The sequence below is a fragment of the Alteromonas sp. H02 genome (assembly GCF_059682525.1).
In genome coordinates this window covers 4,476,443-4,492,520 of sequence record NZ_CM185021.1, presented here as the reverse complement: position 1 = coordinate 4,492,520, position 16,078 = coordinate 4,476,443, and the positions used below count along the sequence as shown (strand labels likewise).

Here is a 16,078-nt window from a genome sequence, read left to right as displayed (position 1 = left end):
CTCATGATAACGCCAAGTACCCATTCGATACCAGCCTCGGGCAGCTTTTGCGAGGTCGCCGCCGACGTTTATTGGCTTCGTATGCCGCTGCCTTTTGCCCTCGACCACATCAACCTGTACATACTGGAAGCCGATGAGGGGCTTTATGTGGTGGATACCGGCGTGCAAAGTGAGCGCAGTAAGGCTATCTGGCAGCAGGTGCTGGGCGCCCTGGGTAAGCCGGTTGCAGGTGTAATTGCTACCCATATGCATCCGGACCATTGCGGGTTAGTTGGCTGGCTGTGTCAGACCTATAAAGTGCCGCTGTATATGAGCGCGCTGGAGTATTACGGGGCGATTGCTTATTTCTCTCCCAACCCGGGCGCGGATACCTCGGTGGAAGTGGATTATTTTGTCCGGTCAGGCTTAAGTCAGGCCGAGGCACAAAGCTTTGTCAGCGACCATAGTAAATACGTTGACTCTGTGGCGCCTATCCCTTTGGCGTACCGACGCTTACAGGCGGGTAAGTCATTGCGTATCGGTAATCGGCAATGGCAAATCCTGACTTATGGCGGTCACTCACCAGAGCACGTTTGCCTGTTTGATGCCGAGGCCAACCTGTTAATTGGTGGTGACCAGATCCTGCCCTATATTTCGCCTAATATTGGTGTCTACAGTCGCGAACCCGAGGCCCAGCCGTTAACCGAATATCTGCGTAGTTTGGAGCAGCTCAAACAGTTACCGGCAGATACGCTGGTTCTCCCTGCCCACAACCAACCTTATACTGGCTTGCATACTCGCTGCGATGAATTGGCAGAGCATCATCAGGCATTGCTCCGCAGGTTGCTGGCGCATTGTAAAACGCCAAGGTCACTTATGGCATGCCTGCCGGTACTCTATAAACGAAAGCTAAGCGGGCAGATGTTGTTTTTTGCGTTGGCAGAAGGCCTGGCTCACCTCAATCATCTGTTAAAAACAGGGCTGGTAACCCGCCAGTGCGATGAGCAAGGCGTATATCGTTACCAGACCTGTGAAAACGGTTAGCCCTCTGTTGCTGCGAGCTGGCGAATTTTGCTGAGCAGCTGTTCATCATTAAATGATTTGGCCTGTTGCCAGTTAATATTGGCCCAATACAGTGCTTGCTGGGGTTCAGCCGCGAGGTGCAGGTAATAAAGCGCCACTTCTGCAGCATGGGTGGTATCACCGCGTTGTTCGCGAATAAATACCCGCTGGGCCATGGCCGTTGTCCACTTTTTCCCCTCGCCGGTTTGCTGTTCAGCAAGCGCCAGATAAAGTAGCGCGCTGTCGTTAGGGGCCGGATTATTAGCTATTTCAGGTGCCAGCCGGGCCAGTATGTCATTGCCTTGTTGCAGGGCCAGCTTAGCTTTCGACCAGGCTACCCAGCTACTGATTGGCCATTCGCTGTCGGGTTGCTGCTCTATATGCTTAATCGCGGTAGCAGGCTGATTGGCAAACAATGCCATGTCGGCCAGGACCTCGTTAACCCACAAAGCTATCTCTGTTGATGCCGCCGGAAATTTCTCGCTGATGTTGTGTAACTGCGAATAATACTGAGTCGACGGCGACAGCTGCATGTTGGCTTCCAGCAAGCAGGTCGCCATAACCAGTTCTGAAGTTTTGCCCATCAGTTGTAAGCAGGTTTGCCTTGCCAGTGCAGGCTGCCCCTGATTAAGCTGAACATTTGCCTGTAATAATAATGCTGATGGTTGCTCGGGGCGCTCAGCCAGCAGCGTATCAAGCTCTGCCAGTGCATCAGCAAACTTGTGTTGATGTTGTAGCAGGCGGGCATAAACCAGACGCTCCTGATGAGTAATGCGATCCCCTTCTGCCAGTTTTACAAGCGTTGCCATTATCGGCGCTAAGTCTTGCTCATTAAAGTCGGGGCGAGTGCTTTGGTTTACCTGCTCACTCATTTGATCGGCGGTCATGGTCACCGGTTTTACCGGCTTGTGGCTATGATAAGTGTGGGCTACTGCTTGTTTTACACCAATCAGCGCCAGCGCTATAAACGTAACTAGCGAGGCGGTGAGTAATCCGGTGAGTGTCAGGCTGATGGGGAAAATACGTTTCATATCACTGCTCCTTAAAGGTCGCCGTCCCTGGCTTGCGGTTTAATTGTTGAGTAAATCGTCAAACTCAGCAGGATTGGTTGTATCCTGAATATAGAGTCGGCCATTTACCGCCAGTGGCGTATCATCGGAGTTCTGGTTAAATGCCGATCGCACTGCTGTAGATACCGGAACCTCAAGTGCTTCAATGGTAATGGTTACGTTACCGGTCACCGCAAAAGCGGTGCCGTCGGAAACCGTAAACGAGAAGCTATCGGTGCCAGTGACTTCCGCATTGGGGGTGTAAGTAAACTCCCCGCTACTTGTTACGGTAACGCTGCCAAAAGCAGGCTCCCCGGACAGCGCGTAAGTCAGGCCATCACCATCGGCATCGGTGGCAGTCAGCATGTCGGTAACCGGTGTTTCGGTCTGCGTAGTGATAGCCAGATCGTTGGCTACCGGCGCCTGGTTAATATCGTCGTAACTGTCTTTATCATCGCTGTCAAAGCAGCCAGTCAGCGCGATACTCAGGGCGCATATTGGTATGAACTTATTCATTTCAGCCTCCTTTATTCTGAGCCAGGCAGTGGGGTTGCCAGGTACGGAAAGCTGGTGTCCATCATGCTGGCATCCAGCGGCGCACCATCAGTAAACGGTACATTGCCCACACTGGCATCACTGCTGTCGCATAAACCCAGGTCAGTTTCCTCACCATTCACCGGGATGGGGTAACACAGGCGTCCCATGACTACGCGCAGTGCAATATCAACTACGTCATCGCCGGGACGGCGTCCGTTAGGGAAGCCTGCCAGATCATCGCCTGCGACCCCGGCCCAGGATTGCTCTGCTGCCGGCGTTGCCGGAATAGCAGTATTCAAGCGCAGCATTTCAGACGGTGTGACCGTGGCAAGTTGATTAACGCCCGGGAAACCGGTTAAAAACGCCGTGACCAAATCGGTACGCGGAAAGTTAGTGGGGGCCAGCGTTTCTATGTCGGTGCCCAGAGTGGAATTCACTGCATCACGAAACAGGATGTTTAGCAGCTCCGGCAGAGCAGGGTGGGTGACATAGTCGGCAAACTGGCCATCGTCGGCAGGGTGTGACGTGGAGAACTTATCTTTATCACCAATTCCTATAACCAGCTCGTTGACCAGTGGGTTACCCAAACGTGACACCTGAGTCATCGCGCCGCCCTGCACCTCGGGTTTACTGAAGGTGGCGTTAGGGTTGAGTATTCTGGCCTGTGGCAGGCTGGCAGTGGTCCACGCACCAATAGTGCCGTTACCGTCGCCGGTTACGCAGCTAGCAGGTACCTCAAGGGCAATACTGGTAACGTTTTTATCAGCCAGATCGTCATTGCTGTCTGACTGAGTAATCCCGCCGGGAAAGCCACTTCCATCGCCTGCGCCGGGCATACTGTCACCTTCCACCGGCACGTAGTTAACCAAATCGAAGGTTTTGCCGAGGTTCACTACAAACGGATCCTTGCGCTGGCCTACAAATACTCTGGCCGGCATTTCACAGCCAGGCAGCATCACATCATAAACATACTGGTCGGCATAGCGCTGGTATTCAGCGTTGCTGGTAAAAGTTTTGTTGCCGATGTAATCGAGCGGCTTGGCAAAGTACATGGCATCCATTGGCATTATTTCAGTGCGAGCGCCGCTGCGCATGTCGCCTTCTACCATCATCAGCGAGTACTGCTCAGAAAAGTTAACCGCGCTCATATCTTCGGCGCTCACCGGGCCAACATTTTTGAGCGGTACTTTTACACTGCGCTGATTACCTTCAGGGCCGACCGTCAGTGCCACGCCCTGGTTATCAGCCGCCAGCATGGGCGTAAATTTTAAGGCAAAGCTGATGTCTTCCATTGCGTCGCCATCGTTATCAATGTGAATGGCGTACTCGGCTGCCGGATCCATGGCAAAGTAATTCGGACCGCCGTAGGCATCCTGTAATGGAATGTAATTAGCAATAAGTGTTACATAGCCTTCACGGCCACTTTCGTAGCTGTTAAAGGCATAAAAATCAGTACTGTCCAGAGCCGGCGCGCGGGCGATACCCGGCGCTTCACGGTGACTGGATGCCTGCACTGCCGTTGCTGCCAGTGCGCTGCCGATCATGATAGAGAGTAGTAGTTTTTGCATGGTGTTACCCCTTTTTGTTGGTGTATTAAGCCAAACGACTAACTCAGGGCAGTGGATGCAAAATAATTTAAAAAAATAAATAAAAGTTGTTTTTTGTTTTGTTGAGGCGATTTAGGGGCAAAAGATAATTAAAAAATAGCCCCCGGGCGGGGGCTATTACAAAGGCTGGTTAAACTGCGCTGATTGGCGCGATATAGAGAACCTCAGTAGGAGCGCCGGTCGGTGAGCCGCCATTCGGCTCAAGGCTGACCGCCAGGGCTGCAATATCGGCTAAATCAAACCAGTCCGGGCGGCTGATAGCCAGTTGTCCGCCTTCCGGTAACAGACCCAGCGAGATCGGTGCACCGCCATCGGCAGGGACCATCCAAAGCTCAAAGTCTTTATCGGTTCTGGCAGTCAGATTTGCGGTAGTTCTGACTGCCAGGGTAGAGGTGCTGATCTCAATCAGCCACAGCGGTGTTGCTTCAGCATCGGTGACAACGGCTATATTCGTTACCGGTGCCTTGACTGGTGGAGTAGCCGGCATCAGCACTACCGCCAGAATAATTGCCGCTGCTGTTGCCAGTCCGGCGATAGCCTGCCATACCACTGGTCTTGAGGATTTGGCGGCCGGCATTACCACCACATTGCTGTCTGCTGAGTCATCAGCAAGTCCCAGTTGGCGTTCAATGGCCTGCCAGACTGATGCGGGTGGCTCAACCGGCTGGACGTTCTGACCCAATCCGTTGAGATATTGCTCCCACATCCACGTAGTTTCAGTAATCAGCTGGCTTTCCATCATCAGTTGTTGATAGCGCCGGCGAGCACCGCCGCGTAAGGTACCCAAAACGTATTCTGCGGCCAGTGCATTGCGTAAAGTTTCGTTCTTATAATTCATACTGACAGACACCTCTGCAAACTTTGCAGGCCCCGACGGATCCAGCTTTTAATCGTACCTAATGGCGAGGATAAGTGATCGACCACTTCCTGGTGAGACAGGCCGTTAAAATAGGCCAGATGAATGGCCTGGCGTTGCTGATTATCCAGCTCATCCATACATTCGTTTAACTTCGGGTGGGCTAGTTCACTGGCAGCTATATTGCTGTTTTCATCGGGATGGTGATCATCGTCATCCAGCGGCGTTTCTTTCCTTACTTTGTGGTAGCGCATCAGATCCAGCGCCCGGTAGCGGGCAATACTAATTATCCAGGTTAACACCGTGCCTTTCCCTCGTTGATAGCTGCCGGCGTTATGCCACACTTTAATGTAGGCATCCTGAGTGGCTTCTTCTGCCAGAGCGGTGTTTTGTAGCATCTTCAACACTACCGCATACACCTGACCGCTGGTAATTTGATAGAGCCTGGCAAAGTCCTGCTTTTTTCCCTGCGCTGTGCCACACAACAAGGGTAATAAGGTTTCCTGTTCCATTGTTTCCTCAATTTTTGATGGGCCTGTCTGGCTTATAACGATTCAGTGCTTGGATTGGATGCAGATTTATCCTCTTCTTGCTCTTTTAATATGGGTAAGCGTACCTCAATCACGGTGCCTTTGCCCACGCGGCTGTTAATCGCCAGTTTGCCTTTGTGTTTTTCAATCGCGGAATAGGCCACAGAGAGGCCGAGTCCCTGACCTTTGCCTTCAGGTCGGGTAGTAAAAAACGGTTCAAAAACACGCTTCAGATTGGCTTCACTGATACCGCAGCCGGTATCGACTATTTTTATAGCGACTGTGCCGCTACCGGTTTGTCTGATATCGAGCATCACCAGGCCATTTTCGTCAATTGACTGAGCGGCGTTCATCATCAGATTAGTGAGGGCCTGTTTTAAGCTGGCGGATTCACAATACCATTTTAGCTGGGCAGGCTCACAGGTTACCTTAAACTTCGGCCGTTTAAACTGGGTGCTGATAAGTTGTACCAGTTGATTTGCCGTGTCGTGTAAGTTCAGGTAACCCCAGGTGTGCTGCGGCTCTTCGGCAAAAGAGCGTAACGTAGAGACAATTTCGCTGACCCGCTTAAGACCATCCTTAGACTCCTGAATCAGTGGGCCCATATCTTCTTCGATAAGCTCGACATGGGTGGCGTCAAAGAGATCCTCCAGTGCCTCAATATGCTCAGGTGCATGACTGGTAACCAGTTTTTTGGTGGCCTGACAGGTTTCCAGCAAATTCTGTGCGTACTGTTCCAGCGTATTTAAGTTGGCCGTAACAAAGCCCATGGGGTTATTAATTTCGTGCGCAATGCCAGCGGCAAGCTGACCTGTTGAGGCCATTTTTTCTGCCTGAATGAGCTGTGACTGGGCTCTGTCGAGTTTGCGGATCAGTTTGCGCTGGGCTTCGTGTTCTGCTTTTAATTCCTCGGCGAGCTGGGCCTGAGTTTTAAAATAACTGGCCTGAGCGGTGACATCCTGGATCAGAATGCAGGCATACTGTTCGCCGGTTTCGGTATCCTTGTGAGGTACAACTTCCATATTCTGTACCATCTGGGTTTCTTCGCCAGTGATGGGGCGGCTGCTTTTAAAAGGAAAGATGTGCGGGCGTTGTTCCCAATAGCTGAAACTGGGATGTTTAAGAACAAAAACCGATTTTATGCGCCGTTTCAGAAACTTGATTTGCTCGGGAAAGACATCGGCTAATGGTTTGCCTAAGGCGTCACCCCGCAGCTCAACCGGCATACGGTCGAGAAAAAACGCATTCAGATAGACAATTTCATAGGCTTCATTTACCAGACAAATTCCAACTGGCAGTTTATCCAGCAACGGTTTATTCATAAAGGGCTAGCCCAGTAACTCGTCGATCGTCGATTTTAGCCGTGTCAATGAAGCATCGTCCAGGCAAAACACCACGCGCATGGTGAACGATGAAATATGAATATCGAATTTTACTTCCATTACCAGGCTGTGTTGCCAGTCATATTGCGAAAAGTCACTTTTTTGCGGCGCAAATAATGTTGGCATCTGCAGGTTGGTGGCCAGCTCGAGCTGTTCAGACAACCCGGCCAGACAAGCACCGGCAAGAATATTAGACAACTCCAGAATCGTTTCGTTGATATCGTTTTCTGATAGTGGTTGTTCATATTCGAGTAGTTCTGCGACTTCAGTAAGTCCCTGCTGGGTGAGAATCGACATCACCTCGCCGTGAATGTCGCCCATAAAAGACTGGCGGGTGTAATAGGCCTGTTGATTATGGCTGACTAACTCATACAGCCCGGCCGGGGTAACTGCAGTGATTTTAGGGATCGAGATGCCGATTTTGGTTTCGATTAAATGGGCCAGACTGTTGGCAGCCTGACCCATAGAAATGTTCATCAGTTCTTGTAAGGCATCCCGCTGGTCTTCAGACAGGGCAATTGCATCGTTCATAGGTAACCCAACTCAAATAAGGTCATTGCTAATTCTTCTTTATCCAGTGGTTTGCGTAAAAACCGTTTAGCACCCAGCGACATCACTATACGCTGTTTCTCCGGCTGAAAATCGGCACTTATAACAATGACATCCGGTGATGAAGGTTGCTCAGAAAGGTATTCAAGCACGCCCACACCATCAATTTCGGGCATGGTTAAGTCAAGCAAAACGAGTTGAACGGCGTTACCTGACAGCGTTTCGATGGCCTCTTTCCCATTGGCGGCTTCCATGACTGTTGTGTCAAGCTCCGGTGGCAATGCTCTGATAGCGCTGCGTCTGGATAGCTTTGAATCATCTGCCACCAACACTGTTAAACTCATAAAGGACTCCGACTTCCGGTTTCATATAAGTATTTGCCATTTTTACAATCCTGCAAGTCTGATGCGGTCATTTCTACCTTGCTTAGCGTGCCGCTAGCGAATATGAAAATGGTGACAAATGTGACTATTGGTTATTTTATGAGGTGATTTGGTGTTATGTTTATTTAATCTTATACCTAAGTATTCAGGGTGATAAGTAACGACGGGGAGCGATGAACGCAGATGTAAGCGTGCGAACCGGCTCACCAGGCGGAGCCGGATCAAGGATGGTTAGCGATTCTGGCGAATAAACTCAGCCAGCTTAGTGCCGCTAATCAGTTTAAAGTTTTGCGGGGCGGTTGGCATCACATTGCGGCCATCCTGAACCACCATGAGTCCGTCAGGAAACTGCGGCCCAAGTGCTGTTGAGGTGACTTCAAGGCCGTCGGTTTCTGAAACGCCATCAATCTGTCTGGCACCGTTGATGCCGATCCGGAACGTTCCCAGCAAACGATTACCATCATCAAGCGCATACACCGCAAATCGGCTATTGCCCTGACTGGAGACTACCAGGTAGCGTTTATCTTCCAGCGTGTAAATGCCCATGCCTTCAATATCGGCTTCAACTTCCTCACCTACAGAGGCAATCAGATTCGGCGCGCTGAGTGGCTGTGACAGTGCCTTTTGCCAGATGCCTGCGGCTTCCTCACCCATGTAGAGTATTTCTCTGGCATCATCCACCACGCATCCCTCGGGTTGACTGGGCAGGTTAAACTCACCGACGAGTTCTGCCGAGGGGCCGTCCCCGGTAAAGGTGAAGGCATATTGCTGATAGCGGCCGTCGGTGTCGTTAATAAACGTATGCAACTGACCATCGATAACCCCACTACATAAGCCGTAAACATCAGACAATGTAGTGGGGAGTTCGCCGGCGTGGGTCACCTTACCGGTAGCGGAGATGTAATATACCGATAACGTCTGTGATGAACGGTTACTGGCTACGGCAATATCCTGCTTACCGGCTGGTGTGTCAATCTGATAACGCACGTCCACATTATTGACCCGGCCGACAGGCAATGATTGCAACTGCTCACCCTTTAATGAATACACATTGAGTCCGTATTTTTTATCGGTACCCAACACCAGGCTGGCGGCAGGATTGAGCCGGTTTACCCAGATAGCCGGATCATCAGCGGCATCGCCATAACGGTTGACCGGTGCGGTTTGCACGTCGGCGCTCAGGGTATATACCTTCCTGGTAGCCTTGCTGGCAGGCGCGGTATCGTTAAGGGTAGCGGCGAGTAATTCGCCGCTGGCTTCATCAAAAGCGCCAAGATAAAGGGTGTCGCCGGCCACGGCGGCACTGACAGACTTAAGTTCACGCGCTGTAGCCAAAGGCCATTGGCGGTTGCGCTGACCGCGCTCATAAATGAACGGTTGGTCGGTAGCCACCACAAAATAGCGGCCATCGGCCAGGGCGGCTACCGATTCCAGTTCAGGGCCGGTAGAGAAGTAATCCAGGTTGCGGGCATTTTCGCCTTCAGCGTTGCCACTATAGTGCCAGATACCGGTGCCTTCTTCGGCAATTAGCAGCGAGTTGTTCTCATCAGCAACCGCACACGACGACAGATCAGGCCCCACCATCATTTGTCTGATTGGCGTAAGCTGCCAGTTTTCCCCGGTGTTCAGCAGGTAGTGAGACATCAATCCACGGGCATCGGAGCTGAACAGGTGCAGCGTATCGTCCTGACGACTCAGGCAAAGGGTTTCACGGTCGGCAATTGCAGAGGGCAGCGAAGTCTGTAAGAGAAACTCCCCGGTTGCAGTATCGAGCGTCACCAGGTGCAGGGCTGAAGTATTCTGATCGATGGCGGCAATGGCAATTGTGTTGTCTGAGCCGGGCAGCAGACGCCAGTCTGCCTGAGCGATGTGATCGGTAAACCCACTGATCTGCTGACCTTCAGGCGACGCCCAGATAAGCCCCTCTGCTTCACTGGTGATCAGGTAACCTTTGAGTGTGTTGATGACCACAGGTTTGAGGCTCTCGCCAGCCACCGGGAGTGCGCGCAGCGTGAGTGTTGAGGCGGGTTCAGTTGGCTGAGTACCGGCTGGATCACTGGCGCTACAGGCCCCCAGGGCGAGGCTGGCGAGCAGCCCCAGCGTAAATTTAAGCGGTTTCATTGGCCCGACTCCCTGCTTTTATCCCGTGTATACTGGTAGATGACTTCGCCCTTATCATCAATGAATTCAAGGGTGAACTGTTGTTGATTAACCCGCACCACAGCAAAACCGGCGGATGATTTAGCAAACGCGGTAAACTTGCGTTGTGCTACCGGGCGGATCTCAGATCCGCCGCCGGAAACAAAGTGTTCCACACTGCTGCCGGCAGGTTTGTTATGTTGCAGGTCATGTTCGTGACCAGCGATATAGGCATCTACCTCATACTGTGCCAGGAGTGGTTCTATTACGCCGCGCACAGCGCGGGTTTTACCATACCGTTTGCCACTGGAATAAAGTGGGTGATGACCAATCACAATGGTCCAGTCGGCGTTTTTATGGCGCTTCAGTGTTTGCTCAAACCACGTCAGCTGAGCCTGGCTATCCTGACGCAGGGTTTCCTGATATTTAGCGTCGTGCTGGTAATCCGGATTCAGCGGGCTGGTATCTAAAAAAACCAGATGCACCAAACCGCCTTCCTCCAGCGGAATGAGCTTATCAAAGTACTGCGCCGGCATGTTCCAGCGGCGACTGACAGCAGAGTAATCGATTTGCGCCTGCCAGTTGCCGCGGTAGTCGTGATTGCCTAACACCACGTACCAGTCGATGAACAGGTGCGGGCCATGATAAATATTCTCATAGGAGGTTTGCCAGTAGGGATCATTGACCGATGCAATACCGTTGTCGTAGAAATTATCGCCGGTAGAGATAATCATGTCGGCATCAAACTGATAAGACGCAATGTCCATCCATTTGGCAACGTTGCGCTGAGCAAAGTGACCATTGCGGCCCCAGTCGCCGACCACCAGAAACGTATAGTCATCATCGGTTTTGGTGAATGAAGACGGGATCTGATTGGTCTGGTAATAGTGCTCACCAAAAACGTCCTGCTGAGCTGACTGAGCCTGGATCAGTGGTGCGCAAAGCAAAGTGGTGAGCGTGAGTAATTGTATGAGTTTCATTGAAAACCTTAAGATGCAGGCGGACAACAGCCCGCCTAATTACCGATAGAGCTTATAGCTGCCAGTTAAAACCAATTTCGAAGGTACGGCCGTACTCTTCGTACTGGGCATTCTGACTGCGACGGTCGAAGTAGTGATAGTAAGGCTCATCATTAATATTGATGGCGTTAAAGTACACCGTCAGATCCTGGTTGATATAGTATTTACCCATAAAATCGAACTGCTGATGGGCATCTTCCATGCGCAGCATGTCACCGTCGATTTCTTCCAGGTTTTTGCTCTTGTAGGTCATTGCCAAACGCAGACTCCAGTCGTTGTCTTCGTATCCTACGGTCAGGTTACCAACGGTATCAGACTGATTAGGCAGGCTGGTTTTGTACGCTTCTCCGTCCAGCAGCGTGGTGGCATCAGAGGATGAAAAAGTACCGTTAGCAGAGAGTAATAAACCGTTATCAAAGGCTTTCACCCATGACAGTTCCAAACCAGTGAGATCGGCGGTTTCGCCATTACGCGGCTGAATGACTTCATCAAAGCCTTCCCAGCCTTGCATACCTGCTACATCGGCAAAGATAACGAAGTTGTCAATTTGCTTATAGAATAAACCGGCAGACAGCACGCCAATCTGGCCAGGGTAATATTCAATCGACAGATCGAAGTTGTCTGACTCGTAAGGCAGTAATTGAGGGTTACCCACTTCGGCTTCACGTTCGGTAACAAAGGCGCCATCGTCTTCTTCGGTTTTGCTTTCAATAATCTGGAAAGCGGCTGATTCTTCAAAGCCCGGGCGGGAAATGGTTTGCGTGTAAGCACCACGAACGATCAGTTGTTCAGAGATGCTGTATTTAACGTTAATGCTGGGCAGGAAGTGATCATAGCTACGCGCTGACTGCCATGGCGTGTTAACCACTTCTTCCACGTCAAGTTGTTCATCTTCAATCAACTCAACACGCATACCGGCGGTATCAAAGTCGGTTTTTTCATAACGAACACCGGCCACAATATGTACATCGTGAATATCAAAGGTGCCCATAAAATAGGCGGCAAAGATATCTTCGTTGGTTTCGTAGGATGCACCATTTGACTCCAGTTCAGAGTCCAGCTCTGACAGCTCCAGCGAACCACGGTTCTGATTGAAGTAGCTGCGCATCTCACCGCGGTTCAGGCCCGGGCCAAAATCACCCAGCCCCCAGTCTACGTCACTGGCAGCAAATTGCGTCGGATCCATATCATCGAAGTCGCCGTCGTAAATGTAGATATTGCTGTCGACAGTTTTAGTACGGGTACGGTATTTAACACCGGCTTTAATTTCGCTGAGATAGGGGTCTTCGGCAAAGGTTTTGCTCAGATTCGCTTTAATACTGTTTTCAGTGTCCTTGGCGTAGTTATCCTCAAAGCTGATTTCGTCAACCTCGTAGTTATTGAAGTCATTCACCGAGTCGGCGTAGCTAATGCTGGGGATTACCCGCTGCATATCACCCTCGATGCTGTCGTCTTCGGTGATAAAGGTGTAGTAGAGGGCATCCGGCTCATCTTCATCAGACTTGGCGTAACCGAGCTGATAATCGAAAGTCCACTCGCCACGCACGTGCTCACCGCCGGCAGCGATGGTCAGGATAGACTGTTGTTCATAACGATCTTTCGACTCACGCTCCACTTCAGAGTCTTCACCGTCAAACACAAAGGTATTACGCTGACGATACTCTTCATCAGAGAATTCGCTGTACAGGGTGCGCAGGAAGTAAGCGTTGTTAAAGTCAGGGCGGTAGTCAAGGTTAACCGCAGCCCCTAAGCGTTCACGGCTAATGGTGTAATGACGTTGTTCAATTTCGTCATCCGCGTTGGACTCAATGTTGTCTGAACCAAAGTCTCGTTTGAAATAAGATAAGGCTGCCGCCACACCAAAAGTATCGTTCCATAAATTGGTGTAGGTACCGGAAAGTTTGGGGCTCATTTCATCGCGTAACTCGTTTTGGCTTAGCTGACCCGATAAACTGGCGGTCTGGCCTTTGCGGTCGAAAGCGCTTACCGATTTAACTTCTACCGAACCACCAATCGCGTCGCCGTCCATATCTGCAGTAACAGACTTGGAAACTTCCAGCGTCTGGATTAGTTCAGAGGGGATCACATCCAGAGCAACTGAGCGAACGCCGCCCTCCGGAGACGGGACGTTAAGGCCGTTGATGGTAACGTTATTGAGGTTAGGATCGATACCACGGATCCCTACAAAGCGGCCTTCACCCTGATCGCGTTCGATAGACAAACCCGGCAGGCGTTGCAATGATTCGGCAGCGTTTTGGTCCGGGAACTGACCAATGGCATCGGCTGAAACGATAGATTTAATATTGTCAGCCATACGCTGCTGATTGATGGCGCTGGCCTGACCGCCACGCTGACCACGGACCATCACTTCTTCCAGCGCTTCGTTTGCCGCTTCAAGGGTAATAAGCGGCGTAATATTTTCACCCTCGGTAAGGGTGATCCCGCGACTAACCGGATCGGCACCAAGGTAAGTAACAACCAGCGTGTAGTTACCGGCAGGCAGATTAGTGAAACGAAAAGTCCCATCGCGGCCAGAAAAGGTTTTTTTACCTAATTCAGTAATTTCAATTTTTGCGCCGGCAAAAACCCGGCTTTGATCTTTATTGGTTAACTGACCAATCAGCCCCGCATTATCTGCTGCGACCGAAGCAAATGAGCAACAAACGGTACTGACAGCCAACGCCAGGCTGGAAATACGATTTTTCATGAGTGTTCTCTTAAGTTGTGTGTATGTGTTGGCGGCTACGGTAGAAAGCAAAAATGACAAATCGATGACGGTGAATGGCACAGTTGCCTGAAAAATAGCCGGAATCGGCCTGAAAAGCGTTATTTTTAAACTCGATGAGCCCAAATGACCCCCGTGCAAACCGTTGTTTAATATTGAAAAAAAGTATTTTAAGCCGGCTGAAAAGGGAAAAGCATCATACCAGTGTCATATTGCTGAGCCAGAATGACCCCTAAGATTACCGGCGACTCAATTAACAATAGGCGCAGGTAAAATTGTTTTGCATGCGGAAAAAATGATGGATTTTAGTTTATTAACACGTCACCGGGGCTTACTGGCATTTGTCATGCTGGTGTTGGGGCTGGCAGTGACATTATGCGTTACTAATGGCCAGTTGAAAGATATCGCAGACGTTGAGTGGCTGGATGTCGTGGGCGAGGGCAGCATATGCCTGCTCACTTTGTGCTGGATAACCGCGGTGATGATCAGCCGCCCACCAGGCAAGGTTACGGCACTGCTGGTGGCAGGCCTGGCGTTTTTTAATTTTTCCGCCATGCTCGACGTGTTCGATGAATTTACCTTTTACAGCGATGCGGCCCATTGGCTCAGCGTGGTGGAGTCTATTCCCGCTGCAATGGGTATGGTCGTGATGAGTGTTGCGTTGTATTGGTGGCATCAGGAACAACTGGCGCTCAACAAACAGCTGCAACGCCGCGAAATGTGGTATCGGGCCCACGATCAAATCGATGTTATTACCCAGCTTTACCGGGCAGACTACTGGCGAGCCAGGGCCATGGAGTTACAGGAGCAGGGCGTAAAGGCGGCAGTAGTGATACTGGATATTAACGATTTCTCGCAGCTCAATTTGCGCTACGGCCATGCCGAAGGGGATCGCTTCTTAAAGGAGATTTCACAGTTAATTGTGATGAACCTCAGAGCCGTCGACCTGGCCTGCCGCTATGCCGGCGATCGGTTTGTTATCCTGATGCCGGAAATTGCCGCCGAAGAGGCCTGCGAGTTTGCCCGTCAGTTAGAGTGCAGCATTCGCAATGTGGCATTCAGAAGTGGCGGCCAGACCACGGCGATTTTTCATTCAGTGCGCAGTGTCAGTGCTCAGTTGCAACAACAGGTAACGCTGGCTGAAATGATGGCCGGCCTGAACCGTCAGTTAGATGAGACCTCCCGGCAGGCCGCCTGATGACGCATAACGCTTTGCTTACCCGTACCGATAAAACACTGCCTGCCAGACAGCTTGCCCAAAGCCTGGTGCAGGTAGCGGTAGCCCGTGGTGCGGGTGAGCAAAAGCTGTTACGTGGTACGGGAATTTTCAGTGAAGACTTACTTACTGCAAAGCCATTAAGTTGTAATCAGTTGCAGCGTCTTTGCGGCAACGCCACTCAACATTACAAAGGCTTCGACCTGGCCTTTCAGTTTGGCCATCACTTAGTGTCGGCTTTTGTTAGCGATGCATTGCCCTATTTTACCCACGCGCGGAATTTTGGCGAATGCTTGCGGGCACTGCCATCCTTTCAGACCCGTCTTTACCCTTTTGTCTCTGCTTTTCGCTATGACGAGGGCGATGACTTACTGCTGGTGCTGCAGGACGCCGTGGGCAGTGGTAAGCAGTTTCGTTTTATGGCCGAGGCCTACTGTGCAGCGCTGGTGGCACTGGCCCGGCATTGCACCGGTAAACGTCTGGCGCTGCACTTTTCTTTTCCCTTCGCGCGTCCTCGGCAGATCCAGGAATACGAAGAGGGGCTGGGGTTCCGGCTGTCTTTCGAGCAGCCCTTCTTTACCATTAAAGTGGCCAGAGCAGAGCTGGCAACGCCATGTTTACAGCCTAATCGAATGTTTAAGCAGTTTGCCCTGCGTCGCTTTCTGGAGCAGCGGGAGTACCGCGTAACTTTGCTTGATGCCGTGCGCTATCACCTGCGCCGCAACAGCAACGCTACCTTACCTGCTATTGCTGGTGAACTCGGCTTAAGCCCGGCGTCACTTAAGCGTAAACTGGCGGATCACGACACTACCTTTAGTTTGTTGCACGATGATATTCGACGTCAGCAGGCCATTTACTACCTGCAGGTGCAAAAGCTCAATAACGAGCAAAGCGCGTTGAAAATGGCCTTTACGGATATTACTAATTTCCGTCGTGCGGTGAAGCGCTGGACCGGGCAAACGCCCAGTCAGTTGCGCGAAGTGTAATAGTAATTGAAACAAAAAAAGCCACCCCGAAGGATGGCCTGGTTATGCGTTTGGTTGGT

Annotated in this window: 14 protein-coding genes; 3 read left to right on the top strand and 11 right to left on the bottom strand. The window is 51.2% G+C overall.

The genetic code is table 11. The annotated features are described in order from the left end of the window. Positions 1-3 precede the first annotated feature (3 nt). The gene (locus tag AC566Q_RS20820) at positions 4-1,023 is read left to right on the top strand and encodes an MBL fold metallo-hydrolase (protein WP_499610334.1); all 1,020 of its coding nucleotides are present in this window, start codon (positions 4-6) and stop codon (positions 1,021-1,023) included. Here AC566Q_RS20820 and AC566Q_RS20815 read toward each other — a convergent pair. The 11 genes from AC566Q_RS20815 to AC566Q_RS20765 form a co-directional block, all read right to left on the bottom strand. Then, entirely contained in the window at positions 1,020-2,072 is a 1,053-nt protein-coding gene (locus AC566Q_RS20815) for a tetratricopeptide repeat protein (RefSeq protein WP_499610330.1), read from the bottom strand. The two genes, AC566Q_RS20820 and AC566Q_RS20815, sit on opposite strands and share 4 nt — an antisense overlap. A 39-nt stretch (positions 2,073-2,111) precedes the next feature. Then, entirely contained in the window at positions 2,112-2,606 is a 495-nt protein-coding gene (locus AC566Q_RS20810) for an Ig-like domain-containing protein (protein ID WP_499610327.1), read from the bottom strand. 11 nt (positions 2,607-2,617) lie between these two features. Then, positions 2,618-4,195: a DUF4331 domain-containing protein gene (locus AC566Q_RS20805; protein WP_499610324.1), complete on the bottom strand. Its 1,578-nt coding sequence runs from the start codon at positions 4,193-4,195 to the stop codon at positions 2,618-2,620. A gap of 169 nt (positions 4,196-4,364) precedes the next feature. Beyond that, a complete protein-coding gene (locus AC566Q_RS20800) occupies positions 4,365-5,072 on the bottom strand; it encodes an anti-sigma factor (protein ID WP_499610319.1) in 708 nt (235 codons plus the stop codon). Then, positions 5,069-5,602, bottom strand: a complete 534-nt coding sequence (locus AC566Q_RS20795; protein ID WP_499610313.1) for a sigma-70 family RNA polymerase sigma factor — start codon at positions 5,600-5,602, stop codon at positions 5,069-5,071. The genes AC566Q_RS20800 and AC566Q_RS20795 overlap by 4 nt, the downstream gene beginning before the upstream one ends. A gap of 32 nt (positions 5,603-5,634) precedes the next feature. Further along, positions 5,635-6,942 carry a sensor histidine kinase gene (locus tag AC566Q_RS20790; RefSeq protein ID WP_499610310.1) on the bottom strand — a complete coding sequence of 436 codons (1,308 nt, stop codon included), beginning with the start codon at positions 6,940-6,942 and terminating at the stop codon, positions 5,635-5,637. Between the two features lie 6 nt (positions 6,943-6,948). Continuing rightward, positions 6,949-7,533: a chemotaxis protein CheC gene (locus AC566Q_RS20785; protein ID WP_105932846.1), complete on the bottom strand. Its 585-nt coding sequence runs from the start codon at positions 7,531-7,533 to the stop codon at positions 6,949-6,951. Next, positions 7,530-7,895: a response regulator gene (locus tag AC566Q_RS20780; RefSeq protein WP_105932845.1), complete on the bottom strand. Its 366-nt coding sequence runs from the start codon at positions 7,893-7,895 to the stop codon at positions 7,530-7,532. The genes AC566Q_RS20785 and AC566Q_RS20780 overlap by 4 nt, the downstream gene beginning before the upstream one ends. 270 nt (positions 7,896-8,165) lie before the next feature. Next, positions 8,166-10,055 (bottom strand): phytase, encoded by a 1,890-nt coding sequence (locus tag AC566Q_RS20775; protein WP_105932844.1) that lies wholly within the window; start codon positions 10,053-10,055, stop codon positions 8,166-8,168. Beyond that, positions 10,052-11,053: a purple acid phosphatase family protein gene (locus AC566Q_RS20770; RefSeq protein ID WP_105932843.1), complete on the bottom strand. Its 1,002-nt coding sequence runs from the start codon at positions 11,051-11,053 to the stop codon at positions 10,052-10,054. Before AC566Q_RS20770 ends, AC566Q_RS20775 begins: the two co-directional genes overlap by 4 nt. Positions 11,054-11,105: 52 nt before the next feature. Further along, positions 11,106-13,799, bottom strand: a complete 2,694-nt coding sequence (locus AC566Q_RS20765) for a TonB-dependent receptor (protein ID WP_499610307.1) — start codon at positions 13,797-13,799, stop codon at positions 11,106-11,108. 313 nt (positions 13,800-14,112) lie between these two features. Between AC566Q_RS20765 and AC566Q_RS20760 the strand changes: the two genes are divergently transcribed. Together AC566Q_RS20760 and AC566Q_RS20755 are read left to right on the top strand one after the other, a co-directional pair. Further along, a complete protein-coding gene (locus AC566Q_RS20760) occupies positions 14,113-15,015 on the top strand; it encodes a GGDEF domain-containing protein (protein ID WP_499610304.1) in 903 nt (300 codons plus the stop codon). Then, positions 15,015-16,019 carry a helix-turn-helix domain-containing protein gene (locus AC566Q_RS20755; protein ID WP_499610302.1) on the top strand — a complete coding sequence of 335 codons (1,005 nt, stop codon included), beginning with the start codon at positions 15,015-15,017 and terminating at the stop codon, positions 16,017-16,019. Before AC566Q_RS20760 ends, AC566Q_RS20755 begins: the two co-directional genes overlap by 1 nt. Positions 16,020-16,078: the final 59 nt, after the last annotated feature.